The organism is Acinetobacter pittii ATCC 19004 = CIP 70.29 (genome assembly GCF_000369045.1).
In the GTDB taxonomy this organism is placed as follows: domain Bacteria; phylum Pseudomonadota; class Gammaproteobacteria; order Pseudomonadales; family Moraxellaceae; genus Acinetobacter; species Acinetobacter pittii.
The window spans coordinates 169,446-195,450 of record NZ_KB849786.1 but is presented as its reverse complement, the minus strand read 5'-3'; the positions used below and the strand labels follow the sequence as shown (position 1 = coordinate 195,450).

At 39.0% G+C, this 26,005-nt stretch carries 27 protein-coding genes and 1 tRNA gene; 13 read left to right on the top strand and 15 right to left on the bottom strand.

Annotated features, from left to right (window positions below; genetic code table 11):
* Window positions 1-3: 3 nt before the first annotated feature.
* On the top strand, window positions 4-144 hold the full coding sequence (locus tag F928_RS21770) for a DUF2256 domain-containing protein (RefSeq protein ID WP_077162469.1): 141 nt from the start codon (window positions 4-6) through the stop codon (window positions 142-144).
* 85 nt (window positions 145-229) lie between these two features.
* Here F928_RS21770 and F928_RS05275 read toward each other — a convergent pair whose 3' ends face one another.
* Complete coding sequence (locus F928_RS05275) at window positions 230-484, bottom strand: TIGR03643 family protein (RefSeq protein WP_002116175.1); 255 nt, start codon at window positions 482-484, stop codon at window positions 230-232.
* Between the two features lie 309 nt (window positions 485-793).
* Here F928_RS05275 and F928_RS05270 point away from each other — a divergent pair.
* Window positions 794-866 (top strand) — tRNA-Arg (locus F928_RS05270).
* A gap of 13 nt (window positions 867-879) precedes the next feature.
* Here the strand turns inward: F928_RS05270 and hchA are convergent.
* The 4 genes from hchA to F928_RS05250 all read right to left on the bottom strand — a co-directional run bounded on the left by hchA (window position 880) and on the right by F928_RS05250 (window position 4,881).
* Window positions 880-1,755, bottom strand: a complete 876-nt coding sequence (gene hchA / locus F928_RS05265) for a glyoxalase III HchA (protein WP_002116447.1) — start codon at window positions 1,753-1,755, stop codon at window positions 880-882.
* A gap of 208 nt (window positions 1,756-1,963) precedes the next feature.
* Entirely contained in the window at window positions 1,964-2,974 is a 1,011-nt protein-coding gene (locus F928_RS05260) for an NAD(P)H-quinone oxidoreductase (RefSeq protein ID WP_080632632.1), read from the bottom strand.
* Window positions 2,975-3,006: 32 nt separating this feature from the next.
* Complete coding sequence (gene yqhC, locus F928_RS05255; protein ID WP_002116473.1) at window positions 3,007-3,903, bottom strand: AraC family transcriptional regulator; 897 nt, start codon at window positions 3,901-3,903, stop codon at window positions 3,007-3,009.
* Window positions 3,904-4,062: 159 nt separating this feature from the next.
* A complete protein-coding gene (locus F928_RS05250; protein ID WP_002116515.1) occupies window positions 4,063-4,881 on the bottom strand; it encodes an undecaprenyl-diphosphate phosphatase in 819 nt (272 codons plus the stop codon).
* 353 nt (window positions 4,882-5,234) lie between these two features.
* Between F928_RS05250 and F928_RS05245 the strand changes: the two genes are divergently transcribed.
* On the top strand, window positions 5,235-6,035 hold the full coding sequence (locus tag F928_RS05245) for a PaaX family transcriptional regulator C-terminal domain-containing protein (RefSeq protein ID WP_002116030.1): 801 nt from the start codon (window positions 5,235-5,237) through the stop codon (window positions 6,033-6,035).
* Between the two features lie 105 nt (window positions 6,036-6,140).
* Window positions 6,141-7,124, top strand: a complete 984-nt coding sequence (locus F928_RS05240) for a fatty acid desaturase family protein (protein ID WP_005072844.1) — start codon at window positions 6,141-6,143, stop codon at window positions 7,122-7,124.
* Between the two features lie 57 nt (window positions 7,125-7,181).
* On the opposite strand, the gene F928_RS05235 is transcribed toward F928_RS05240, so the two are convergent.
* Window positions 7,182-8,207, bottom strand: coding sequence for an AraC family transcriptional regulator (locus F928_RS05235; protein WP_025464193.1), 1,026 nt, complete (start codon window positions 8,205-8,207; stop codon window positions 7,182-7,184).
* 156 nt (window positions 8,208-8,363) lie between these two features.
* On the opposite strand from F928_RS05235, the gene F928_RS05230 reads away from it, so the two are divergent.
* Entirely contained in the window at window positions 8,364-9,062 is a 699-nt protein-coding gene (locus F928_RS05230) for an NAD(P)H-dependent oxidoreductase (protein WP_005072841.1), read from the top strand.
* 598 nt (window positions 9,063-9,660) lie between these two features.
* On the top strand, window positions 9,661-11,172 hold the full coding sequence (locus F928_RS05225; RefSeq protein WP_002116318.1) for an OmpP1/FadL family transporter: 1,512 nt from the start codon (window positions 9,661-9,663) through the stop codon (window positions 11,170-11,172).
* Window positions 11,173-11,230: 58 nt separating this feature from the next.
* On the opposite strand, the gene thrH is transcribed toward F928_RS05225, so the two are convergent.
* Complete coding sequence (thrH, locus tag F928_RS05220; RefSeq protein ID WP_002116438.1) at window positions 11,231-11,848, bottom strand: bifunctional phosphoserine phosphatase/homoserine phosphotransferase ThrH; 618 nt, start codon at window positions 11,846-11,848, stop codon at window positions 11,231-11,233.
* A 184-nt stretch (window positions 11,849-12,032) separates the two neighbouring features.
* On the opposite strand from thrH, the gene cysH reads away from it, so the two are divergent.
* Window positions 12,033-12,767, top strand: a complete 735-nt coding sequence (cysH, locus tag F928_RS05215) for a phosphoadenylyl-sulfate reductase (RefSeq protein ID WP_002116388.1) — start codon at window positions 12,033-12,035, stop codon at window positions 12,765-12,767.
* 171 nt (window positions 12,768-12,938) lie between these two features.
* Complete coding sequence (locus F928_RS05210; RefSeq protein ID WP_005072836.1) at window positions 12,939-14,324, top strand: WS/DGAT/MGAT family O-acyltransferase; 1,386 nt, start codon at window positions 12,939-12,941, stop codon at window positions 14,322-14,324.
* 29 nt (window positions 14,325-14,353) lie between these two features.
* Here F928_RS05210 and F928_RS05205 read toward each other — a convergent pair whose 3' ends face one another.
* The 6 genes from F928_RS05205 to F928_RS05180 all read right to left on the bottom strand — a co-directional run bounded on the left by F928_RS05205 (window position 14,354) and on the right by F928_RS05180 (window position 19,175).
* Complete coding sequence (locus F928_RS05205; protein ID WP_002116397.1) at window positions 14,354-14,527, bottom strand: PA1571 family protein; 174 nt, start codon at window positions 14,525-14,527, stop codon at window positions 14,354-14,356.
* Window positions 14,528-14,666: 139 nt separating this feature from the next.
* On the bottom strand, window positions 14,667-16,121 hold the full coding sequence (rng, locus tag F928_RS05200) for a ribonuclease G (RefSeq protein WP_005064412.1): 1,455 nt from the start codon (window positions 16,119-16,121) through the stop codon (window positions 14,667-14,669).
* A 113-nt stretch (window positions 16,122-16,234) separates the two neighbouring features.
* Window positions 16,235-16,795 carry a Maf-like protein gene (locus F928_RS05195; RefSeq protein ID WP_005072834.1) on the bottom strand — a complete coding sequence of 187 codons (561 nt, stop codon included), beginning with the start codon at window positions 16,793-16,795 and terminating at the stop codon, window positions 16,235-16,237.
* The gene (gene mreD / locus F928_RS05190) at window positions 16,783-17,274 is read right to left on the bottom strand and encodes a rod shape-determining protein MreD (RefSeq protein ID WP_002116279.1); all 492 of its coding nucleotides are present in this window, start codon (window positions 17,272-17,274) and stop codon (window positions 16,783-16,785) included. Before mreD ends, F928_RS05195 begins: the two co-directional genes overlap by 13 nt.
* Window positions 17,261-18,118 carry a rod shape-determining protein MreC gene (gene mreC / locus F928_RS05185; protein ID WP_002116449.1) on the bottom strand — a complete coding sequence of 286 codons (858 nt, stop codon included), beginning with the start codon at window positions 18,116-18,118 and terminating at the stop codon, window positions 17,261-17,263. The genes mreD and mreC overlap by 14 nt, the downstream gene beginning before the upstream one ends.
* A gap of 16 nt (window positions 18,119-18,134) precedes the next feature.
* The gene (locus F928_RS05180) at window positions 18,135-19,175 is read right to left on the bottom strand and encodes a rod shape-determining protein (RefSeq protein WP_000601379.1); all 1,041 of its coding nucleotides are present in this window, start codon (window positions 19,173-19,175) and stop codon (window positions 18,135-18,137) included.
* Window positions 19,176-19,308: 133 nt separating this feature from the next.
* Here F928_RS05180 and gatC point away from each other — a divergent pair, with 133 nt between their 5' ends.
* The 4 genes from gatC (at window position 19,309) to pfpI (ending at window position 23,373) form a co-directional block, all read left to right on the top strand.
* Window positions 19,309-19,623 carry an Asp-tRNA(Asn)/Glu-tRNA(Gln) amidotransferase subunit GatC gene (gene gatC, locus F928_RS05175; protein ID WP_000107699.1) on the top strand — a complete coding sequence of 105 codons (315 nt, stop codon included), beginning with the start codon at window positions 19,309-19,311 and terminating at the stop codon, window positions 19,621-19,623.
* Window positions 19,624-19,676: 53 nt separating this feature from the next.
* Window positions 19,677-21,155 carry an Asp-tRNA(Asn)/Glu-tRNA(Gln) amidotransferase subunit GatA gene (gatA, locus tag F928_RS05170; RefSeq protein WP_005072830.1) on the top strand — a complete coding sequence of 493 codons (1,479 nt, stop codon included), beginning with the start codon at window positions 19,677-19,679 and terminating at the stop codon, window positions 21,153-21,155.
* Complete coding sequence (gatB, locus tag F928_RS05165) at window positions 21,155-22,624, top strand: Asp-tRNA(Asn)/Glu-tRNA(Gln) amidotransferase subunit GatB (protein ID WP_002116348.1); 1,470 nt, start codon at window positions 21,155-21,157, stop codon at window positions 22,622-22,624. The genes gatA and gatB overlap by 1 nt, the downstream gene beginning before the upstream one ends.
* 170 nt (window positions 22,625-22,794) lie before the next feature.
* The gene (gene pfpI, locus F928_RS05160; protein WP_005072827.1) at window positions 22,795-23,373 is read left to right on the top strand and encodes a DJ-1/PfpI family protein; all 579 of its coding nucleotides are present in this window, start codon (window positions 22,795-22,797) and stop codon (window positions 23,371-23,373) included.
* 78 nt (window positions 23,374-23,451) lie between these two features.
* Here pfpI and F928_RS05155 read toward each other — a convergent pair whose 3' ends face one another.
* Together F928_RS05155 and F928_RS05150 are read right to left on the bottom strand one after the other, a co-directional pair.
* A complete protein-coding gene (locus F928_RS05155) occupies window positions 23,452-23,970 on the bottom strand; it encodes a hypothetical protein (protein ID WP_005072826.1) in 519 nt (172 codons plus the stop codon).
* An 83-nt stretch (window positions 23,971-24,053) separates the two neighbouring features.
* Window positions 24,054-25,121 carry a DUF1176 domain-containing protein gene (locus tag F928_RS05150; protein ID WP_005072823.1) on the bottom strand — a complete coding sequence of 356 codons (1,068 nt, stop codon included), beginning with the start codon at window positions 25,119-25,121 and terminating at the stop codon, window positions 24,054-24,056.
* Between the two features lie 124 nt (window positions 25,122-25,245).
* On the opposite strand from F928_RS05150, the gene F928_RS05145 reads away from it, so the two are divergent.
* A complete protein-coding gene (locus F928_RS05145; protein WP_005072822.1) occupies window positions 25,246-25,995 on the top strand; it encodes a DUF4850 domain-containing protein in 750 nt (249 codons plus the stop codon).
* Window positions 25,996-26,005 lie beyond the last annotated feature (10 nt).

The following is a 26,005-nucleotide window of genomic DNA, read 5'->3' as shown; positions in this document are numbered from 1 at the left end:
ATCATGAAAAAACAGCATCTACCCCAGAAAATATGTGTCTATTGTCAACGCCCTTTTGACTGGCGAAAGAAATGGGAGCGTTGCTGGGAAGAAGTAAAATATTGCTCTGAAAGATGTAAACGACAGGCTCGCTCAAATAAGTAAATATTCCACGCGATTGTTTTAACTGATTCAACACTACTCTTCATTGTTGAATCAGCTATATTTCAATTGGTTATATATGATGATGTTAAGCATATTTATACTGACGAGAACAGTAAGCTCGTTCAACCTCTGGTGAACGTAATTGCTGATGCTTAGTTTTACGCCCTGCCATACGTTTACGCCAAAGTTTAAAACTATTGGTTTTTAGGTTGTATCTCATTAAACGAATAACTTCGCTTTCGCTTAAGCCATACTCTCGCTCAATTGCTTCAAATGGAGTGCGATCTTCCCATGCCATTTCAATAATTCTAGATAAGTCCTGTTCATCAATTTTTTTCATGCTCTGCCCTTTTGAATTATAGGTAGCTAAATCTGATTTTTAACAAACAACCTTTCGGGAATAGTTTCATCTACTCAATTGCTTGTCTTAAACCTTTTCGTGTTTTGCTTGAGATCATAGAAAGACAAACATGAAGTTTTTGTGATTTTTTAGCTTTATAAACTGTTTTTCTACAGACATAAGTGTTTGAAACCGTTGAATGGTTCAACTTTATCTTTATTGGCCACTCTGGCAAAAGTTTTTAATAACTAAAACGTAAAAAAGCCATTGCCTTCGCAATAGCTTTTTTGTTTATAATCATAAAATTATGCGCCCTTAGCTTAACTGGATAGAGCAGTTGCCTCCTAAGCGACCGACGTGGGTTCGAGTCCCGCAGGGCGCACAAACTTAATACGTTAATCCTTCACTTCAGCCAACAATGTTTCAGCTGCAAGTTTTCCTAAATTATTAGAAGCAAGTGGACTATCACCAGTTAGCAATTTACGGTCTCGATGACATTGACCTGTAATGCCCTTATTTAAAATTTCGACACCGAGCTTTTCAAGATTTTCACCTACTAACCAAGGTAAAGCCCCCGGCATATAACCAATATCAATATTTGCTCCCTTATCTAATGAATCAGGGAATACACAAATTTGATAACCTTTAAAAATATAATTCTCAGGTTGTTCGCCTACTGCCGCAGCTAGTAATGAAGCTGGACCATGACATAACGTAATAATAAATTTATCTTGTTCAACCGCCCATTTAAGAACTTTTTTCACCTCAAGGCTATGTGGAATTTTAGCTAATACGCCATGCCCACCCGGAATAAATACAGCCGTATATGGTGAGTTTTCACCGACTGCATTTTCTAAAATGTCAGCTAGTTTTAGCGGATTTTTTAATTTATCTGCATATTTCTGAAAGGTGTCTAACACCACTTGTTCTTGCTTTGGCATTGCCCACATTTCAAGTTTGGCAGAGTTCCCTGAAAGTGTCGCAATATCAATTTCGAAGCCAGCATTATCTAAATGAAACATCGGTAAAAGCATTTCTACAGGATGGTTACCTGTTGAAAAGAACTTACCGTTTTGCATCTGAATATAACGTTCATCAGTTGCAATCATTAAAACTTTTTTATTGCCTGTATACGGCGTTGAATAAGTCGTGCCATCGTAATCGGTTTTAGGAGCAGTATATTGACTTAGTGAATAAGGTGATGGGAAAAAGGCATTATCTTCAGCCAAATCTGGAGTAGGATTTTTATCATCAATATTTGCGGTATTCATTGTTACTATCCTTTTTCATCAGTATGGAAAGAAATAATAAGGTAAGAACCAATTGTTATTTCTTACTCAATTTATAGGTGAAGTTATAGAACTGGTGCAATCTGCCAATAGAATTTGGCAATTTTTATAGAGAAATAGGCAGAATCTAGAATTATAAAATTCAGTTTAGGCGAACCTGTCGTTCGCCCAAACTTCAATGATTACAGCGTTACGCATTCATTTCTAAAACGATCTTTCCAATATGATCACCTTGTTCCATACATGCGTGAGCACTTTGTACATCTGAAAAAGCATACGATTTATAGATTTGCGGTAAACATTTACCTTGAGCCAATAATGGCCACACATGCTCATTCAAAGATTGGGCAATTTGTGCTTTTTCTTGGCTATTACGTGCTCGCATCGTTGAACCCGTAATTGTGGCACGTTTTAAAATCAGTTTTTGTAAATCAAATTCTTTTGCGATTCGTCCCCCCATAAAACCAATAATGATCAATCGGCCATCACGTTTTAATAGATTTAGGTTTTTCGTGAAATAAGAACCACCTACAATATCTAAAATGACATCAACACCTTGATCTTGAGTGTGCTTCAAAACTTCCTGCTCAAAATCTTGGGTTTTATAGTTAATTGCTGTGGTGAAACTAGAGAGTGCTTTAATTTTATCTTCACTACCAACCGTAGCAAAAGTTTTAATCCCTAAAGCTTGGCAAATCGCTAAAGCTGTGGTTCCAATACCACTTGCCCCACCGTGAATCAATGCAGTTTCATGTTTCTTTAAACGGCCAATATCAAATAGGTTTGCCCAAACCGTAAAAAATGTTTCCGGAATCGCAGCAGCTTGTGTAAAAGATAAATTTTCAGGAATTGGTAATACTTGAGTTGCTGTTACCGCACAGTACTCAGCATAACCACCGCCATTTGTTAGGGCGCAAACTTTATCTCCAACCTTGAATTGATCGACTTGTTCACCTACAGCAACCACGACACCAGCGACTTCAAGTCCGGGTATTTGAGTAACACCTTTAGGCATTGGATATAAACCCATACGCTGCAATACATCAGGGCGGTTAATTCCAGCAGCCTTTACCTCAATTAAGACTTCATCTGCTTGAGGTGCTGGAATATTTGCATCTTGAACTTTTAGAACCTCAGGTCCACCAGGAGCCGTAATTTCAATAATTTTCATGGTTGTTGGAAGGGTCATATAATGCTCCATGTTTGATTTATATTTCAAAATACTAATCTACGTTAAATAATTGAAGACTTGGGTGGAACTCCAAACAGTCGCTTAAATTCTCGGCTAAATTGAGAAGCACTAACATATCCAACTTCATAGGCGGCTTCTGCGACTCCCATTTTATTGTTCGTGATTAACTCGCGTGCCTTATGTAACCGAGTAATTTTGATGTACTGTAAGGGCGAATAATTCGTCACCTTTTTAAAAGTTTGATGAAAAAGCGATATGCTCATGCCCGCTTGTTTCGCCAACTCTTGAACCGTTAAGTTATGATAATAATCACGTTGAATAATTTCACAAATGGTGTAAATCACGCCATTTCGACTTGCCATAGCCGATAAGCTCTCGACTAGATTGCCGCCTGAAGCCTGCACCACACGATAAACCAATTCTCTTTTAACTTGCTCACCCAATATAAAAGTATCTTGTTTAGAACGAAGTAAATTGAGCAATCTGAGAGCAACATCTGAAATGGTGGCATTCATGTCAATCACTCTAAGCCCACAGCTTAATTTTAAATCTTCTGAATGAGCATCTTCAGTAACCACTTGTTGCTGTTTATCCATTTTAGTAATGAGATCAGCCATCATTTGTGGTTCAAACTTTATTGCGATTGCCAACATGAGTTCATTATTTTCAACTACAGTATCGCAATCAAACGGTATTGCAATTGAGATAAATAAGCACTGTCCTTGTTGAAACTGAAAGATTTCTTTACCAATATATCCGCGCTTTAACCCCTGTATCACTAAAACAATTGAGGGTTCTTGCAGCACGGCAATAGGTGGTGTGGAATGATCTACACGCATCAAAGTGATGTTAGAAATAAAAGTAGGATAGAGGCCTTCTGCTGGAGCCAAGTGCAAAAATGCATCGACCAAATGTTCTGTAAGATGATTTTGCGGCATAGTTTTATTGTGAGAGGTAATCTAATAATCAATATAACAATGAACTTAAAATGAAAACATCTGTCTTGCGTTTACTTTGTATAAATAGGCAATTCAAATCAATTTTTAGGCATAAAAAAACCTAGAGCATTCTAGGTTTTTTTCAATTTATAAGATTATTTAAGCCGATAAATTAAAGAACATTGCTGCAATCAAAATAATTACACCAAGTACAATTCGGTACCAAGCAAATACACGCAACGTGTGACGCTCAACAAACAGTACCAATGCTTTTACAACAAACAGCGCGGCAATAAAAGCAGCAACGAATCCAACCCCAATATTAACCATATTGTCTGAGGTGAGTACGTCAGCATTTTTAATCAAGTCAAAAGTCGCAGCCCCCAGCATGGTCGGCATAGCAAGGAAGAAAGAAAATTCTGTAGCAGCTTTGCGTGATAAACCTGCAAACATTCCGCCTACAATTGTTGCGCCTGAACGCGAAGTTCCCGGAATCATCGCCACACACTGAGCAAGACCTACTAAAAGTGCTTGTTTAAAAGTAATTTTAGTTGCATCGAGTGTTTTATGTTCAAACTGTCTAGATTCAACCCAGAAAATGATCAGGGCGCCGACAATTAAGGCAATCGCAACCACAATTGGGCTAAATAGAACACTTTTAATAAAGTCGACAGCTAGAACACCAATAATGACTGCTGGAAAGAATGCAATAAGCACACTAATCGCAAAATGACGTGATTCCACATCACCACTAAAGAATCCCTTAATCAAGTTAATAATTTTTTGTCGGTATAACCAGCACACTGCCAAAATAGCACCTAACTGGATTACGACCTCAAATACACGACCGCCGTCTGAGTGGAAATCGATAATATGACCAAATAAAATTAAATGGCCTGTACTCGAGATGGGTAAAAATTCAGTTAAGCCTTCGACAAAGCCTAAAAACAGTGCTTTTATAACTTCAAAATTTTCCATAACTTGCTCAAAGAAAGTTAATGATTAGAACGACCTAAAATTTATTTTATCGAAATTGGTAAGTCCCAAATTAGACTTAACACAAGTTCAATATCAGATCATTTCTAACGTTTGTGGTTATTGCCCCTAGTTAAAGGCAGTTTATTTAAAGTGCGATAATGTATCACATCATGATGACAAACTTGGGTTAACTATCGTAAAAAGATAAAACTTGGTTAATAACTGCCAAAGTTTTTCTTATTATAGACAAAGCTTTTTACCTTAACTTACTCTACAAAATGATCTTAAAAAGTCCTTAAAAAAACATGATATTATTCTGATCAAATGCAACTCATATCAAAAATTCAATCTGAATGAAAAATACCAAAATTAATGCACGCCATCTCATTATCGATTTATTTCTTTCCTCGGCCTACCCTCAACTCACCATTAAACAAATATTAATTGCCGCTAAACTTTTTAATATGAGTGACAACGGTATTCGTGTGGCTACGACTCGGCTATTAAATGAAGGGATGATAGAAAGTGTAGAACGCGGTATTTATCAACTTTCGCCATCAACCAAAGAATGGGCAAAAGTTATTTTGAATCGTAAAAATGGCATTAAGCAGACTAAAGAATGGCAACAACACTATCTGGCAGTCTTTACTGGAACTTTGGGTCGTATTGATCGGACCGCTTTAAAAAAGAGAGAACGCGCTTTACATCAATTTGGTTTTAGAGAGCTCGAAACTGGAATTTATATACGTCCAGATAATTTAGCGTATAGCTTTGAAAAAACATGTGAAGAGCTCGTATTAGCGGGCCTTGAAAATGAAGCTAAAATTTCTATTATTCAAAAACTTGACTCAAAAACAGTTTCGTTAATTCCTTCTTTGTGGGATACCAAACAGCTTGAAAAGAACTATGAAATGTATAGTCAAGATATCCAAGAATGGCTTTTAAATTATAAAAATTTATCCTTAAACGAGGCCGCCACTCAAGCTTTGTTATTAGGACGCGAAACAATTACCTTACTCATGAATGATCCTCTACTGCCCTCTCCATTTGTTGACGAACATGCCCGCAATCAGTTTGCTCAAAATGTACAACAGCTCGATTCGATTGGACAAAAGCTGTGGCAGAAACTTTATGAAAATGAATTAGCCCACTAACGGGCGATTTATTTTTTTACAAACAAATATTTCACTTTTTAAATTTTTATGACTATATTTGTAATATAAAATATGGATACCAAACTCTAATTTGGGAGAATAAAAATGAATGCACAGGTGAGTGTTACCGATCTATTTAGCAGAGAAGAAATACAAGAGCTTACAGAACCTTCAGATGCATATGGCGCTTGGGCCGTTACTAGCACATGGGCTGTTATTGGAGGAACATTTGCCAGCTTAATTATGATGTGGGATTACTTACCGAGTTGGGGAAAATTATTAGCATGTATGCTTGCTCTAGCTGTTTTAGCTGGCCGTCAGTTATGCCTCGCAATTTTAATGCACGATGCATCCCATAAAAGTTTATTCAAAAATAAAAAAATAAATGACTTTGTAGGCGAATGGCTATGCGCCCGTCCAATCTGGAATGATCTACAAAAATATCGCGTACATCATGTTCGTCATCATGCAAAAACCTCTACTCCAGATGACCCTGACCTTTCGTTAGTTTCTGGTTTTCCTGTAAGCAAAAAATCGCTTACTCGTAAATTTTTACGCGACTTAACGGGTATGACGGGATTAAAGTTTAGCTTTGGTCGAGTGTTAATGGACCTAGATCTAATGAAATGGACCGTTGCAAATCATCAAGTCTGGTTAGATCGAAGCAATAAAGATTTCGTTGACTATGCCAAAAGTCTTATAAAAAACATTAGTGGTGCCATTGCTACCAATGTTGCTCTTTATGGTGTTTTAAAAGCTTTTGGTCAGCAACGGTTTTATTGGTTATGGCCTTTAGCGTATTTGACACCGTTTCCATTATTTTTAAGAATTCGCTCAATGGCCGAACATGCAGGGATGCAAACGAGTAATACCGCTTTAACTAATACCCGTACTACACGTGCAGGTTGGATTGCTAGAAGTTTTGTAGCGCCTATTCATGTCAATTACCACATGGAACACCATTTAATGGCTTCGGTCCCCTACTTCAAACTGCCACGTATGCATCGTCTATTGAGAGAGCGCGGCCATGTTCCAGCACCACCTAGCTATTTTGAAGTGATTGATTCACTCTCATCTAAGCCAGAATAATCTACTTAATTGACTCAAATCATAAATGAAAGGCCATGAAATTAAATTTGTGGCCTTTTAACTTAAATCATCCATCTTATGTTTGGTTTGGAAATATTTAGGCGTCATCCCCATCCAGCGCTTAAACGCACGAGTGAAGTGAGAAGTTTCGGCATAACCCAGTATTAAAGCCACTTTTTCAACCGACATATTATTTTGAGATAAAAGTTTCTGGGCATGGTCCTTTTTCAGTGAGTCCACCAAAAAGGTAAAACTAGTGTGATCAAGAGCTAAATAGCGTTGCAGGGTTCGCTCTGACATATTCATGATATGAGCCACTTGCCCAACTTTTAATGTCTCAATCTCCCCATTCAAAAGCAATTTTTCGGCAACTTGTTTGACTTGTCCTTTCCAACCACTTTTTAAGTTTAATTTCTCTATATCCCGCTTACATTGCGCATTTAATAACGGCGCTAGCATTGGGTCTGCCGTTAATACAGATTGTGCTAAATACTCTTTTGGAAATATCCAACGATTACCCTTTTGGTTAAATAAACAAGTCACAGCCAGTTGATGACTGATTTGGTCAAAACCTATCGGCTCTGGCATTTGTAATTCAACTTTTCCCAAATGAGAAAGCCCTGTTAATTTTTTCGCAATTTGAACAAAACCGAGTAACAAAAAAATGTTGGCATTGGGGCTCAGCTGAAATGCATTGACGGGCTGATGAATTGACCAACAAGCATCATTATTTTCTTGTTTTAATTCCGGTCTAAAGACCTTACAACGTGAACCAATGAATTGTTCAAGTATTTTCAGTGCTTCTCCTAAATTTGGAGAAACTATGGCAGCCATTCCAACTGAACCATAACATGAAGCCGTCATGCTTAAAGCTAAATATCCAGCTAATGCTGGCTCTTTGCATAACTCGATCGCCCGCTCAATAAGCTGATTTAAGATGTTGAATTCAACATACCAGTAAGGCTTTTCTAATTGGTCTAAGGTTATTCCACTTCCATTTAAAAGCTGCTCACCAGAGACACCCCACCGCTTAACAGTCTCAACGATTAAATTAATATAAGTTCCGGGTAATTCTGGATTCATAAACAAACCAATCAGCAAAAAAATGGCGCAAAATGGTAAAAACTGACAGTTCATGAACTATGCCATGCTTTTAAATTGATGCATAGTTATTCAAAACAAAATCCGCTGAATTGCACTAGACAGCACAATTTCTGAAAAGAATACAGGTCTCACCTTATGAACATTCTTATTGTCCATGCTCATCCAGAACCCCAGTCTTTCACCACTGCTCTAAAAAATACAGCTAAGCAAACCTTAGAAAAATTGGGGCACAGTGTAGAAATTTCAGATTTATATGCGATGCAATTTAACCCTATTGCATCCAAAGCGGATTTCTTAGAGCTTAATCAACCTGAGTATTTTAACTATGCTCTAGAGCAAAGAAATGCCAGCAAAAATCAACTTCTAGCTCATGATATTCAAGCAGAAATTGAAAAGGTAAAAAAAGCAGATCTCGTCATTTTAAATTTCCCACTTTATTGGACATCTGTGCCAGCAATTTTAAAAGGCTGGATTGATCGTGTATTTGTCTCTGGACTTTTTTATGGGGGCAAGCGTTTTTACAACCATGGCGGCATGGCAGGTAAAAAAGCGATGTTATGTTTAACACTCGGTGGTAGAACACACATGTTTGGAGAAAACTCAATTCACGGCCCAATCGAAAATTATTTATCCCCGATTCAACGTGGTACTTTGGCATATGCTGGTTTTGAAGTCCTACCTCCATTCATTGCTTACCATGTACCGTATATTAGCCAAGAAGCACGACAAACCCTTCTTGAAGACTATGTAATCTACCTTACTCATCTGGACCAGCTCGAGTCATTAAAATTCCCCAAACTTGAGCAATTTGATGAAAAACTATATCCACTCTAATGCGATGTTTTAGCTCTTAGAATTAAATAACCGAATTTAGATCATTATTTTCGGTTTTTTATTACACATAACTTTCAAATATAGAATCCAAATTCGCTCAAAAAATAGATCAAATGGTAAAAAAATTAAGGTGAACTTTTTCATAAAATGAATAATATAAAATTGAATCAATAATATACAGATGTAGAGAAACTGGACTTATCAACTAAAAATAACTACCAATACTCATTTCATAATCACTTAACTCATATTTTTACAAAAAAATCTTTGACCATTTTTCTTGGATTTGCGACAAAAATGTCATAAAAACAAAGGCCACCACTAATATATAAAAAATATAAATATCAAATAATTAAATTAATTTAACAATGCAAATATTCCTTCATATTTCATCCATTATTGACATTATTTGTATAAAAAATGAGTACTGCCCAGTTCATATAACAGATTTACTCTTATTGTAATTATGCTATTTTTGTTACATGGAGTTATCAAAGCTTCTATTACTTGTAATTAGGAGCTTTGAAGGCAACACAGTTTAAACGGTTTAACTCTGTTACTTTTAAAAAAATGTCTTGAAGTTCAAGGAAAGATTAAAATGAAATTAAAACATCTGAGCACTGCAATGATTTTAGCAACGCTGCCTGCAACTGGGGTTTTTGCAGCAGCATTGGATCGCTCTGGACAATCAATGTCTGCATTCTTCCAACCGGGTAATTATTTTGAAGCAGGTATTTCTGTTTTAGACCCAGATGTAGCGGGTAAAGAAGCAGGATCAAGCGCAACACGCCGCGATATTGGCGATATGGCTAATGATTATTACTTTCCAAGTGCGGCATTAAAATTACAACTCAACGATAAATTCTCTTTCGGCCTACTCTATGATCAACCATTTGGAGCAGATGCAGAATATTCAGGTAATAATGTATTCGTTTCAAATCCAGGCACTGATACTATTTTAAGTCAAAAGGCATTAACTGACTTAGCAACCAGCTCAATTAACAAGTTAGTTCAAGCATCTGGATCAGCATTTACACCAGCTCTTATAGCTGTGACGAATGCTACTGGCGGTGATCCTACAAAACCGACTCAAACAGAGATCTTAGGCGCGTTACAACAAGTTGCTAAAGGTGGAAATACAACTGTAGGTGCAGGACTGACAGCATTACAAAACACCCAAGCTGCTATTAATGCTGCAAATAATTATTTAGGTACAGGTGGAACTAAAGTTAAAGTTGATACACAAAATTTATCTTTTGTTCTTGGTTTCCAACCAACTCAAAACTTTAACTTCTATGCGGGTCCTGTATTACAAACAGTTAAAGGTAATGTAAGTTTACGAGGTCAAGCTTATAGCCTTTATAATGGTTATGACGCAAATATTAAAGAAACTACTGGTGTAGGTTGGTTAGCAGGTGCAGCTTATCAAATTCCTGAAATTGCACTCAGAGCATCTTTAACCTATCGATCTGAAATTGATCATAAAGTGAATATTAATGAAGACTTATCTATATTAAATTTCCCTGGTCTTACTTCAGTACTTGCGGGCTTAGATGTTCCTGCGTCTAAACTTCAAGCTATTAATACAGAAGGCAAAACTACAATTACTACACCACAGTCTGTAAACCTTGATTTCCAAACAGGAATCATGGCTGATACTGTTGCGTTTGCGAATGTACGTTGGGTGAACTGGAAAGATTTCTCAATTCAACCATATAAATTCGGCAAAGTATCGGAAGCTGTAGGTGGTCTTGTTGGACGTCCAAATGGCTTTAACCTAGTTGAATACTCTGATGACCAATGGTCTGTGAACGCTGGTGTAGGTCGTAAACTGAACGATAAATGGGCTGGTAATATGTCTGTAGGCTGGGACTCTGGTGCAGGTAACCCTGTAACAACACTAGGACCAACAGAAGGTTACTGGAACGTAGGTTTAGGTCTTCAATATAGCCCTACTCCACAAACGTTTATTGCTGGCGGTGTAAAATATTTCTGGTTGGGTGATGCTAAAGCTCAAACAGGTGCACAAGCTGGTAGTGATGAATATGTTGCAGACTTCTCTGACAACAATGCCATCGCTTATGGTTTAAAACTTGGTTATAAATTCTAAGTTTAAAAATTATGTATATAAAAAAAGGCGCTTTAAGCGCCTTTTTTATTCTTTATTCTTAAGCTGGGATTGTACGCTGTGAAACAGAACGGATTGCTTCTTTTAATGCATCGTAACCGTGAATAGCTGGAAATTGTGGAAACTCAGCAATCACATTTGCAGGCGCATCAAATAAGAAACCATGGTCCGCTTCACCAAGCATGGTTGTATCGTTATAAGAATCACCTGCAGCGATTACACGGAAATTCAAGCCATGCAGTGCTTTAACAGACTCACGTTTTTGATCGGGTTGACGTAGTTTATAAGCGGTAATCATACCTTCTTCATCTGTCTCTAACTTATGACAGAAAATTGTTGGCCATCCTAATTGCTTCATTAAAGGATGTGCAAATTCATAGAAGGTATCTGACAAGATCACGAGTTGGAAATGCGTACTCACCCATTCAACAAACTCTTTTGCACCCGGTAATGGCCCCATCTCAGCAATGACTTCTTGAATGTCATTTAAGCCTAAACCGTGTTGTTTTAAGATATTAAGGCGCTGAGTCATTAAAACATCATAATCCGGAATATCACGAGTTGTTGCTTCGAGTTCTTTAATCCCTGTTTTTTTAGCGAAATTGATCCAGATTTCAGGAACTAAAACTCCTTCAAGATCTAGGCATACGATTTCCATGAATGCTTCCAACGTTGGTTAAAAATTGCTGTATCATACCATTAAGATTTTCAGTTTTGCGTTGTTATTGATCAAATCAATTTTATTCATAAGGATCGAAATTAAAGTGCTAAGCACTTTATTAACTATCCTTTAGAATATTTTTCATAACTCAATGCGCCCAAGCCTTTTGCCAGGAACACACATGACCGTTATTCCGACTATTGAGATCGTAGATGCTCTTGCTGCTGAATATGCAACCAAAAGCCCTCGAGAAATTTTAGAACTTGCCTTAAGCCAACAAGGTGAAATTGCAATTTCGTTTTCGGGAGCAGAAGATGTTGTTTTAATTGATATTGCTTCACGCTTAGGCAAACCATTCCGTGTATTTAGTCTCGACACAGGCCGCCTGCATGCCGAAACTTATCAATTTATTGAAACTGTCCGTAAACACTACAATATCAATATCGAAATTTGTTTCCCTGAATCTGAAGCTGTTCAAAACATGGTAAACGAAAAAGGTTTATTCAGCTTTTTTACAGATGGGCATCAAGAATGTTGCGGTATTCGAAAAGTTCAGCCTTTGCGTAAAAAACTTGCGACTTTAGATGGCTGGATTACGGGTCAACGTAAAGATCAAAGTCCTGGTACGCGTACAGAGATTCCTGTAGTACAAGCTGATGCAGGTTTCTCTGGCCCAGGTAAGCAACTCATTAAATATAATCCTCTAGCGAACTGGACAAGTGCTGAGGTATGGAGCTACATCCGTATGATGGAAATTCCATATAATCCTCTTCATGAGCGCGGTTTTGTTTCTATTGGCTGTGAACCATGTACGCGACCTGTATTACCTAATCAACATGAGCGTGAAGGACGCTGGTGGTGGGAAGAAGCCACTCAAAAAGAGTGTGGCTTACACGCAGGTAATATGAAAAAGTAACTGGATATCAAAAAACCACTGGTAAATCAGTGGTTTTTTTTATGTCATGTTCCGTACACAAAGTCATATTTTCTCTACTCTAAACGCTATATACTTAATTTTACGGTTCTATAATTCTAATAAGAGCTCATATAAGGGCTTCTTAGAAAAATGCATGAGGCACAATGATTTATGCGTCCATTACACCCAATTGATTTCATTTTTCTGTCACTTGAAAAAAGACAGCAACCCATGCATGTCGGTGGATTATTTTTATTTGAAATTCCTGAAAATGCACCAGAAACCTTTGTACATGATTTAGTAGAAGATATTAAACGCTCAAAGAGCATTCCTATTCCGCCCTTCAATAACCGTTTAAGTGGTCTATTTTGGGATGAAGATGAAGAGTTCGATATCGATCATCACTTTCGCCACATTGCTTTGCCTCACCCGGGCCGTATTCGTGAACTACTGGTTTATATTTCACAGCAGCATAGCTCACTAATTGATCGTGCAAAGCCACTTTGGACTTGTGACATTATTGAAGGAATCGAAGGCAATCGTTTTGCCATGTATTTTAAAATCCATCATGCGATGGTCGACGGCGTTGCGGGTATGCGTTTGATCGAGAAATCTCTATCAAAAACACCAGAAGAGAAACATGTTGTCCCTTTATGGTGTGTTGAGAGCAAAAGAGCTAAGCGTCTAAAAGTACCAACTCCAAGTACTAGTAAAATTAAAAGTATTTTAGGCGGTATTAAGTCTCAACTCGACATAGCTCCAAAAGTCATGCACGAGCTATCTCAAACAATATTCAAGGAAATGGGTAAAAATCCTGATTATGTTTCTACTTTTCAGGCACCAGTTTCTATTTTGAACCAAAGAGTCAGTGCTTCACGTCGTTTTGCGGCCCAATCATTTGAATTAAGCCGCCTTAGAAAAATTTCAAAAGCATTAGGCGTGACGATTAATGATGTTGTCCTAGCTGTATGTTCAGGCGCTTTACGTCAATATTTGATTAGCCAAAACAGCTTACCTAAAAAGCCACTTATTGCCATGGTTCCAGCTTCATTACGTACAGATGATTCTGACATGAGTAACCGGATTACTATGATTTTGGCAAATTTAGGGACGCATAAAGATCAACCGTTAGAACGCCTAGAAATCATTCGTCGCAGCATGCAGAATTCAAAGCAACGCTTTAGCCGTATGACTGCGAATGAAATTTTAAACTATAGTGCGGTTGTTTATGGTCCGGCAGGATTAAACATCATGTCAGGAATGCTTCCTAAGCGTCAGGCGTTCAATTTAGTGATTTCCAATGTACCAGGACCACGTGAACCGCTTTATTGGAATGGCGCGAAATTAGATGCACTCTACCCTGCTTCGATTGTCATGGATGGACAAGCTCTAAACATTACCATGACCAGTTATTTAGATAAGCTTGAAGTTGGATTAACAGCTTGTCGAAATGCTTTGCCAAAAATGCAAAACCTTTTGACTCATTTAGAAGATGAGATTCAACGTTTTGAAGAAATTATTGCAGAGAAACAACTGAAACATCATTCAGCAAGTTAAAAAAAGTTAAGGGGCTTTGAATTGGCCCCTTATTTTTTGATTGTGCGGCACTGGTTAAGCAACTGATGACATACTGAACGAATCATAGCAGTTGTGATTGGTACTTCTTTACCTTGGTCATTCAACATATAGCAGCTATTTACTGGCGTGCTTTCTAAAACATGTTTAAGACCGTTGCTAATTAAGTTTTCACTTACATTCATGGGTTATACCTCTTATTGTTTGCTAAGACGTTTAATAGGGAGAACGTCTAGGGCTACTGTATGTAAGTAGTATTTAAAATTCATGAATGAAAGTAAAATTTCAGTTGTAACAAGGATTAAGCGATATCTTGTTACAACTTTAACTTAAAATGATATCGTATTGCTCTTGCGTATATAAATTTTCGACCTGAAATTTAATAACACGGTTAATAAAATGCTCTAAATCGGCTACTGCTGGTGCTTCTGCTGTTAATAATCGGTCAATCACAGAAGGATGCGCAACAACAGTAAAGCCACTCGTTGACTCAAATGCACGGGTATAACGCAATATCTCACGAAATATTTCGTAACACACTGTCTCCGCTGTTTTGACAAAACCACGTCCTTGACATGTTGGACATGATTCACATAACAAGTGTTCTAATGATTCACGAGTTCGTTTACGCGTCATTTCGACCAGACCAAGTTCTGACACTTGAGTAATTTTGGTCTTCGCGTGATCTCGCTCAAGCATTTTCTCGAACTGACGCATCACCTCTTCACGGTGAGTTGCTTCTTGCATGTCAATAAAATCAATAATGAGAATCCCCCCCAAATTACGCAGTCTAAGTTGACGCGCGATAACTTGAGTCGCCTCCATATTAGTTTTAAAAACCGTGTCTTCAAGACTACGACCACCTACATATGAACCTGTATTAACGTCAATCGTTGTCATGGCTTCAGTCTGGTCGATCATCAGATAACCGCCCGACTTCAAAGCTACGCGAGTTTGTAAGGCTTTTTGAATATCTTCTTCAACATTATAAAGATCAAATAGTGGTCGCTCGCCCGGATAATGAATGAGACGACTCTTCATATTCGGGACAAATTCATCTACAAACTCAAGCAGTTTTGCATGAATCTCTCGCGAATCTACATAAATTTTTGCAGTTTCTTCGCTTGCTAAGTCGCGAATAATACGTTGAGGTAATGGAAGTTCTTCAAAAATTAAAGAAGGAACAGCAACGTCGGTCTGTTTACGTTGAATGTACTCCCACAATTTGCTCAGATAGCACATGTCCTGTGCAATTTCTGCCTCATCCACACCTTCTGCAGCCGTACGGACAATCACGCTACCGGGTAAATTATGCTCAGATTGAATACCTTCAATAATATTACGCAGTCGATCTCGCTCTTCTTCAGACTCAATACGCTGCGAAACACCAATATGGTTGCCATACGGCATTAAAACCAAATAGCGAGAAGGGATTGAAAGATCTGTACTTAGACGTGCACCTTTTGTGCCCAACATATCTTTCATTACTTGGACAGTAAGGGTTTGCCCAGGATGTAATAACTCAAAGACATTTGGGGTAGGCTGCGAACGAGGCCAAACCATATCATTGATATGTAAAAAGGCTGTTCGAGACAAACCAATATCAACAAAGGCAGCTTGCATGCCCGGAAGCACTCGTACAACTTTACCCTTGTAGATATTGCCGACTAGACCGCGTTTAACTGTACGCTCGACATACAGTTCATTAACAGTTCCATTTTCGATTAATGCCACCCGACACTCCATAGGCGTGACATTAATAAGTAGTTCTTCTGACATACATAAACTCAAAGCATTATAAAATTTTTATTAAAGAGTCAGAGAAGCTGTTAACTTTAACGTTGTCTAGTGTTCATCGACAATGCTATTCAATGAAGAATGATAACAACCCCTTATGTCTTTACTCTTTTGAATAACTGTGCAAATTCGTATAAAGGAAGTCCTACCACATTACTATAACTTCCTTGAATTTGGGGAATATATTGCGAGGCAATTCCTTGAATTGCATATCCACCCGCTTTTCCAACAGGCTCACCCGTGGTCCAATAATCTTCCATATCCTGTGTAGTCAGGCGCTGAAACTCAACTTGTGTTTGCACTACCTGACTTAACATCTGTTGTTGAGTCGCAACGCACAGTCCAGAAAACACATCATGCCAACGTCCAGATAATTGTTTCCAGATTTCAAAGGCATGATTTTTCGATTCAGGCTTACCAATAATTTGACCATCAAGTCCCAGACTTGTATCGGCAGCAATAACAATTGCTTCTGGAAAAAGCTTCAATACAGCCTGAGCTTTTTCTCTAGCCAACCGTTCAACATAATGATGAACCAACTCATTTTCATGAACAGACTCATCAATGTCAGGACTATAGATTTCAAAATCTAAGCCTAGCTGTTGCAACAGCTCCTTCCGACGAGGAGAGCTAGATGCTAAAACTATATGCGCCATTTTGCCAAACAATAATAGACGACTGGCCACGTGATGATACTTGTCATCAAAGGTTGCCAATGTCTAGCAATCGAAAAATGAATTCCACCCATCGTCTGTGTTACCCACATAAATGCTAAATGGGCAATAATGACCAGCGTTGCTATCGTCCATAAATTAACAAAAGTTAAAATACGGCGTTCCCGAATTAAAAAACGGGTAAGAAAAGTCACAATTACAAAACTTAAGGCATTGAGCCCTAAAGGCGCATCAAGCAGTAAGTCTGTAAAAATCCCCATCCCAAATGCAAACCAGACCCCACACCATGTTGGCTGACATACTACCCAAAATAGCATGATCATTAACATGAACAGTGGCCGCCATCCTGAAATATCATAAGATAGCGGATAAACCATGAGTACAGAACCCACAATAACGGAGAGAATAATTCCCCATAATGGGTCTTTACGCTTTTCTCGTTTAAGTTTAGCGATCGGCATACGGCTGCTCCTTCGCTAATGATTCAGAGAAAAGTACAACTACATGATGGCCTGTTGCTAATTGTGCTGATGGTGTTACATCAATTTCAGCAAACTCACCTGAATTATGGCGTTTTATTTTGGCCACTGTACCCACTGCGTAACCTGCTGGGAAATGTTCACCCAAGCCTGAGCTAAACACTTTATCACCCACCTGAATATTCGCACTGGTCGGGACATATTCCATTTTTAAACGGCCCAAATCACCTGTACCAGAAACAATCGCCCGCATTCCAGTACGCTCAAGACGTACCGACAGTGAATGTTCTTTATCTGATAACAACATCACACGTGAACTATGAGGGTATACATTAATAATCTGCCCCATAATCCCCTTATCATCCAGAACCGTTTGACCGACCTTTAGATGGTCCGTAGAGCCTCGGTTAATAATGATGATATGGCGTAATGGGTCTGCATCTGTCCCAATCACTTCGGCAATTTCCATACGACCATCAATAATTAATGGTGTATCAAGAAGGCCTCGTAAACGGGTATTTTCAGCTGACAGTTCAGAAAGCTTCTGTAAGCGGACTTGAGCTTGTAAAAGCTCAGCCTGCATCGCGGTATTTTCACGACGCAGTTGTGCTTCAGATTTTGTTTGTTGATTCAGCCATTCTCTCGACAGTACCGGATAACTAGCCAATGCATAAATTGGGTTATATGCAGCGTACAAGACATCCCTTGCTGGCTGAATTACATAAGGCATGCGCCAATCAAAGAACAGCACAACCAAACATGTAATGACCGCAATAATGAACGAGCGGAAAGATGGCGGCTGTCTTGAAAAAATATTCGGTTGCACCGCCTAATCCTTAAACTTAACCGACGAAAAGCATGTCATGGTTCGGGTTGTCGAAGAATTCTAATACTTTACCACCACCACGGGTTACGCAAGTAAGAGGATCTTCAGCAACAACAACTGGTAAACCAGTTTCTTGAGCCAATAACTTGTCAAGGTTACGAAGTAGCGCACCACCACCTGTCAACACAATACCGCGCTCAGCAATATCAGAAGAAAGTTCAGGAGGAGTTTGCTCAAGAGCAGATTTCACAGCGCTTACAATGCTTTGTAACGGATCAGAAATAGCTTGAGTAATTTCGTCAGAAGTTACGGTAATTGCACGAGGCACACCTTCTGCAAGGTTACGGCCACGTACTTCGATTTCTAATGTTGTACCATCAGAAACAGCCATACCTACTTCTTTTTTAATAATTTCAGCAGTGGTTTCACCAATCACACAACCGTGAGCTTTACGAACATAATTGATGATTTGCTCATCAAAAACATCGCCGCCGATGCGTAAAGAGTCAGCATAGACACAACCTTGCAATGAAATAATTGCAATTTCTGTTGTACCGCCACCAACATCCACAACCATAGAACCACATGCTTGTTCAACTGGCATACCTGCGCCAATTGCTGCTGCCATAGGCTCTTCAATCAAACGAACATCACGGGCACCAGCATTAAATACTGCTTCGCGAATCGCACGACGCTCGACCAAAGTTGATTTACATGGTACACATACAACTACACGAGGTGCAGGTGGGAACAAACGTTTTTCGTGAACTTTACCAATAAACTGATTCAACATGGTTTCAGTCACTTCAAAATCCGCAATTACACCGTCTTTCATTGGACGAATTGCAGAAATATTCGCAGGCGTACGGCCCAGCATTTGCTTAGCATCTAGACCTACAGCAGCAACAATTTTTTGTGAACCACTGTGACGAATTGCCACAACTGTTGGTTCATTTAATATAATGCCGCGGCCTGGTGCATAAATAAGTGTATTTGCTGTACCTAAATCAATGGCTAGATCCGGCGAAAACAAGCCAATTAGTCGTTTTAGAATCACGGTTCGTTCTCAGTTAAACTTTCATGTGGATGCAAGGTGGCAACTTTAAACTAAATGTGATGATTTGAACAAGTCAATCGCTTATTATAACGCACGATATTTTGAAAATTTTTAATACTGATTAGGTGATGTTATGTCTACATCGGATGCACAGCATTCAGCAGATTTAAATGCACAAACAGTTTCAGCAATCGCCAATCTTGCTCGATTGTCGCTCAATGATACGCAATCTGCTGAATATGCTCAAAGTCTAAATAAAATTTTAGGCATGATGGAAACCTTAAAAGGCATTGATACGGAAGGCGTAGAACCTTTGAAAAGTCCTTTTGACAATCCTCAACCTTTACGTGCTGATGTGGTAACTGAAAGCAATCATCGAGATGAATACCAAGCAGTTGCACCTGCAACTCAAGATGGTTTGTATCTTGTTCCTCGCGTGATTGAATAACTTTTACTCAACTAACCCATCTTCCCTATTTTGAATGTAAAGAAATTTTACTCATGACTGATTTACATCGCTTATCAATTCGTGAACTTGCTGAGGGCTTAAGCCAAGCGAAGTTTTCATCTCGCGAACTGACTGAACACTATTTAAAACGTATTGCTAAAATTGACCCACTGGTAAAAAGCTACGTGACGGTTACGCCTGAACAAGCGCTTGCTGAAGCCGACGCTGCCGATGCTGCATTAAAAGCAGGTAATGCAACCGCTTTAACGGGTATTCCTCTTGCGCATAAAGATATCTTTTGTACCAAAGGCATTAAAACAACTGCCGGTTCAAAAATACTAGACAACTTCATCTCTCCTTACGATGCAACTGTTGTTGAAAAAACTAAAGCAGCTGGTCTTGTCACTTTAGGTAAAGTGAACATGGACGAGTTTGCAATGGGTTCAACTTCTGAAAGCTCATATGTTGGCGCAACAAGCAACCCATGGGCGCTTGACCACGTTCCTGGTGGCTCATCAGGTGGTTCTGCTGCGGCTGTAGCGGCTGATTTAGCACCTTTTGCTACAGGTACTGATACAGGTGGCTCAATTCGTCAACCTGCATCATTCTGTGGCTTAACGGGCTTAAAACCAACCTATGGTCGTGTATCTCGTTTCGGGATCATTGCTTATGCATCATCTTTAGACCAAGCGGGGCCAATGGCACGCTCTGCTGAAGACTGTGCTTACTTAATGAATGTAATTGCGGGTCACGATGCAAAAGACTCGACTTCGGTTAAAAAAGAAGTTGATGACTACGTTGCAAACTTAAACAACACATCTGTAAAAGGTCTACGCATTGGTATTCCTAAACAGTACTTTAACGTTGCAGGTTTAGATGCCGACGTAAAAGCTCGTGTTGAAGAATCATTGAAAAAGCTTGAAGAAATGGGTGCAACGCTTGTTGAGATCGACCTCAACATGACTGAAGCCTATGTTCCAACGTATTACCTCATCGCGCCTGCGGAAGCATCATCTAACTTGTCTCGTTATGACGGCGTTCGCTATGGCTACCGCTGTGAAAACCCAGCTGATTTGATGGATCTTTACAAACGCTCTCGTTCAGAAGGTTTCGGTCCAGAAGTTCAACGTCGTATTCTCATTGGTACTTATGCGCTTTCTGCGGGTTATTACGATGCCTACTATGTAAAAGCTCAAAAAGTACGTCGTTTGATTCAACAAGACTTCTTAAAAGCATTTGAGAATGTGGATGTGATTGCTGCTCCTGCTGCGCCAACAACTGCATATAAAATTGGTGCGAACTTAAGCCCAACTGAAATGTATTTAGGCGATATCTATACCCTTGCAGTGAACTTAGCAGGCTTACCAGCGATTAATGCTCCTGTTGGTTTTGATAAAGACAGCTTACCTGTAGGCCTACAATTAATTGGTAACTACTGGTCAGAATCACAATTGTTGTCGATTGTTCATCAATACCAACAAAATACCGATTTCCATACTCAACGTGCGGCAATTGCTGAGGAGAATGCATAATGGCTGAAGCTCAAAAGTTGAAATTGATTGACGGTTGGGAAGTCGTTATTGGTATCGAGATTCACACTCAGCTTGCAACCAATTCTAAAATTTTCTCAGGTTCATCAACTGAATTTGGTCAAGACCCAAACACACAAGCAAGCCTTGTCGACTTGGCTATGCCGGGTGTACTCCCTGTTTTGAATGAAAAAGTGGTTGATCTTGCTATCCGCTTTGGTTTGGGTATTGATGCATACATCGACCAAGCATCTGTGTTTGCACGTAAAAACTACTTCTACCCTGACTCGCCAAAAGGCTACCAAATTAGCCAAATGGATAACCCAATTGTTGGCTTAGGCCACATTGATATCCAGCTTGAAGATGGCACAACAAAACGCATTGGCGTAACTCGTGCTCACCTTGAAGAAGATGCTGGTAAGTCTGTACATGACCAATTTGAAGGTATGTCTGGCATTGACTTAAACCGTGCTGGTACACCTTTACTTGAAATCGTTTCTGAACCTGACATGCGTTCAGTTGAAGAAGCTGTTGCTTACATTAAAGCGATTCACACATTAGTACGTTGGTTAGGTATTTCTGACGGTAACATGGCTGAAGGTTCATTCCGTGCGGACTGTAACGTGTCTTTACGCCGTCCGGGCCAACCTTTTGGTACGCGCTGTGAGCTTAAAAACCTCAACTCATTCCGTTTCATTGAGCAAGCAATCAATGTTGAAATTGAACGCCAAATGGAAATTTTGGAATACGGTGGAAGTATCGACCAAGAAACTCGTTTGTTCGATCCAAACAAAATGGAAACGCGTTCTATGCGTTCTAAAGAAGAAGCAAACGATTACCGTTACTTCCCTGATCCAGACTTATTACCAGTAATTATTGCTGATGAGCAAATTGAGGCTGCTCGTGCTGCGCTTCCAGAGCTCCCTGCTGCACGCCGTGCGCGCTTTATCGCAGACTTTGGTGTAACTGAGTACGATGCACATGTACTTACGCTCTCACGCGAAATGGCGGACTTCTATGAAGCTGTTGTAGCTGCTGCTGGCGGTGCGAAGCAAGGTAAAGTATCTGCAAACTGGGTAATGGGTGAATTCTCAGGTGCGTTAAACAAAGCAGGCCTAGACTTAGCAGACTCTCCTGTTTCTGCTGAACAACTTGGCGGCATGATTGCACGCATTATTGACAACACCATTAGCGGTAAGATTGCTAAACAAGTCTTTGGCTTTATGTGGGAATCGGAAGGTAAATCTGCCGATGACATCATTGCTGAAAAAGGTTTAAAGCAAGAAACTGACACAGGTGCAATTGAAGCAATCATTAAAGAAGTACTTGCAGCCAATGAAAAAATGGTTGAAGAGTATAAGTCTGGTAAAGAAAAAGCTTTTAACGGTCTTGTGGGTCAAGTCATGAAAGCTTCTAAGGGTAAAGCTAACCCTGCTCAAGTAAATGAATTAATGAAGAAGTTGATTGGCTGATTTCATTAGTCAACTCAAGAAAAAGCCTCGATTTATCGGGGCTTTTTTATATCCGTCTAAAGCATCCTTCGACTAAAGAATGCACTTTTTTCCTAAAAAATTACTCAGTGACTGTGCTAATTTAAATTAAGAATTTAGATAACTTATATTTTAAAAAGAGAGATAAAATCATGTCTAAAAAGATTTTAATGTTGGTCGGTGACTATGCTGAAGATTATGAAACTATAGTTCCATTTCAGTTCTTAACAGGTTTAGGTTATACAGTGCATGCTGTTTGCCCAAATAAAAAGAACGGCGACCATATTGCAACGGCTATTCATGATTTTGAAGGTGAACAAACTTATAGCGAAAAACGTGGCCACAACTTTGCCATTAATTATGATTTTGATGCCGTTAATACCGAAGACTATGTAGGTCTAGTTATTCCGGGTGGCCGTGCACCCGAGTATTTGCGTATGAATGATCGTGTTATCGAAATTGTACATGAGTTTGATCGAGTGAAAAAACCAATAGCAGCCGTATGCCATGGCGCTCAGTTACTCGCAGCGGCAGATGTATTACAAGGTCGCCTCTGCTCCGCTTATCCAGCATGTGCTGCCGAAGTAAAATTGGCAGGTGGACAATACGCAGATATTGCTGTGACTGAAGCCGTTACAGATGGACATTTGGTGACTGCACCTGCTTGGCCTGCACATCCAGCTTGGTTAGCTCAATTTGTGAAAGTTTTAGGGGCTACAATTGCGATCTAAAAAGATCTCTTTATACTAAATACAATAAAGCCTGCATTTAGATCGCAGGCTTTATTACTAAAATAGAAAACTAGATTTTTATCTTGTAATTCCTAATTTATTCCAAATTTCTGGTGTTAAAAACGTCGTCACTAATTTATTTAAATCGATATAACGCAATGTACCTTGTAACTGTTGTTTAACGGCTGGGTCTTTAACAATATCTTCACCCGCACTTTGACCTAACTGTTGAAATGCCTCTCCAACAGCCTTCACACCTTCAGCCTGAATCACAGCTTTAGTTTGGGTAGAACATTGCTCCACAATCACACGTTGTAAAACCTGTGCCAGTTTTTGGTCCAACTGATCTTTTTGCTCGGGCGTTACATTACTAAATGCTTTTAAATCTGGATGAGCTGCTAAAGCCGTAAAGGTCCATTGAAGTACAGTAGTTTTGTCTGAAGCCGTTGTAGCCTTAACTAAACAGTCACTTAACTGATCAACCGTTGGGCCAGCCATCGCAATTTGAGTAGTCCCCAACACAGCAGCCGCTACACATATTGAACGGCTCAGATGTGAAAACTTACGGCGAGCAATAGCGTAAAGATGATGTGACATAGGTCTGGCTCCAATAAACAATCTGTTCTTTTTATCACAGAGTCACTAAAGTTCCCTGTTATGACTATGTAACCGCAAAATACTTATTTCACCACAGACTGTATTCGATCAAGTTCCCACACCCCACCTGCTGCCAAGCCTTTACACATACCCGTCCACATATCCTTGGTATGTACAAAACTCTTGCCGTCCCATACCCATTCTTCACTTGCCCAGCAATCTCCAATGCCTCGTCCCTTTTGAGCACTGCTGATCATACCGCTATCAAAATCTGAAGCGGATTCAGTCACAAACGTCGCTTTACCATTTAAAGACTCATCGAGTACCCATGCTCCATACCCTTCGTTATAAGCCCCTCTCCAACACAATGTAGTCGCCAGAACTTTCTTATTGGTTAGTTTATATAGCTCAATTTTCTGTGGTTCAGCTCCATCGCTATTACCCCCATAAACACCTTCACAAAAGCCGTCTTCTTTCTGATTCGGTTTAGCAGCCATCAAACTACGGTGTATTGCTTGATACTGCTTGCTTTTCAGTTGTAGCGTTAAATAAGGTTTGACTGTAGTTTTAATGCGTTTAACAAGTAGTTTTGGCTCAGGCATAAGCACTTTGGTTTCATTGGCATTGCCCTTTTTAACCAAAGCACTAACAGTTCCGATACGCTTCTGAAAATCATCCATTTTTAATAACACAGCGGTCATTCCAGCATCGGAAATTTTCCATTCATGCTGTGCATTTTTAAATACAATTTCAGTCTTCTGTTTGGATTGCTGTAGTACAGCATTGACTTGCGAGCTGTTGAGTTTACCCATAAGTGGTAACTCAGTACCATCTACAGTCACAGCGCCTAAATCTTTGCCATTTATATAAAAATGAATATTTTTAAGCTGATTGGCTGGCATGCTTTGTTCATAGTCTGATAAAGCAAATTCAGCTTGCACAGCTTGTTTTGGCCCTGCTTTACGCACCAATAAAAGTGATGCTGGATTATCACCATTTTCTTCACTTTGATAGCCTGCGGCTTTACATGTACCCGTATTGCTACACGAGATTTCCCACTCTTGGTGTGAAAATGAAATACCTTTGATTTCTTGAGCAAAACTATAAGAACTCATTACTGCCAAACAGCAAATTGAAAGCATATTTTTCATTATTTCATATCTCTATAAGTCTGTTTTATTATGAAGTTAACAATAGTGTTAAATTTTGAGTTACCGTCTAGTTTAAAAGAATATGCTAGATTTATATAAGATTTAAATTGATTACTTACTAAAAATGAAAAAACTGAATTTTTTATTATTTACTGCATTTACCTGTCTACCTTCACCTGCTTATGCAGAAGTAAAAAGCTTTACTCCCCATTTCCCCAAATTTTATAGCTCTGCTGCAACCCGCAAAGCAGACAATCAGTTCTACCCTCTAGGAGAGGCAAAATTTTTAAACGGTAATACAGTTCCGTTTTATGGTGTTACAGCACAAAGTCCTACAGAGAATGATTTACTTAAAGACTTTGAAACGTGCACCCACAAAAGCTGCCGTTTTAATTTCAAACTCGATGCTCAACACGCCAAACAACTCAAGCTTCTTGCATTACCTGAAACAGGTTTAGTACTTGTTCCACGTAACTGGCAAGATGTTCAAGCAAATGCAGGGGCAAATGGAACTGGTTTTGCTCTAATAATGAGTCCAGATCAAAAGCAAGCGATTAAGCTTTATGACTCTTCTTTTTGCGTTGGGTGTGGATTACCAAATGCAACGCTTTACTTTCCCCAGCTATTAAAAGAAAGTCTGGAAAATGAATTTGGCGGATTTAAAGATCCTAAAAAACTCATCAATATTGTTCACCCTTCTAAAAAAGTGGCTTTTTTTAGTTATCAAATTCCACAAGTGAACAATAAAACCCATGGTATTGCTAAATATTATGATGAAGACACGTTTAACTATAAAGAAATTCAAGTCACGTTAGATAAATCCCAACAATCTTTAGTTGGCCCTATCCTTAATTTTTATAATGCAACGCACTAATCCAATACTT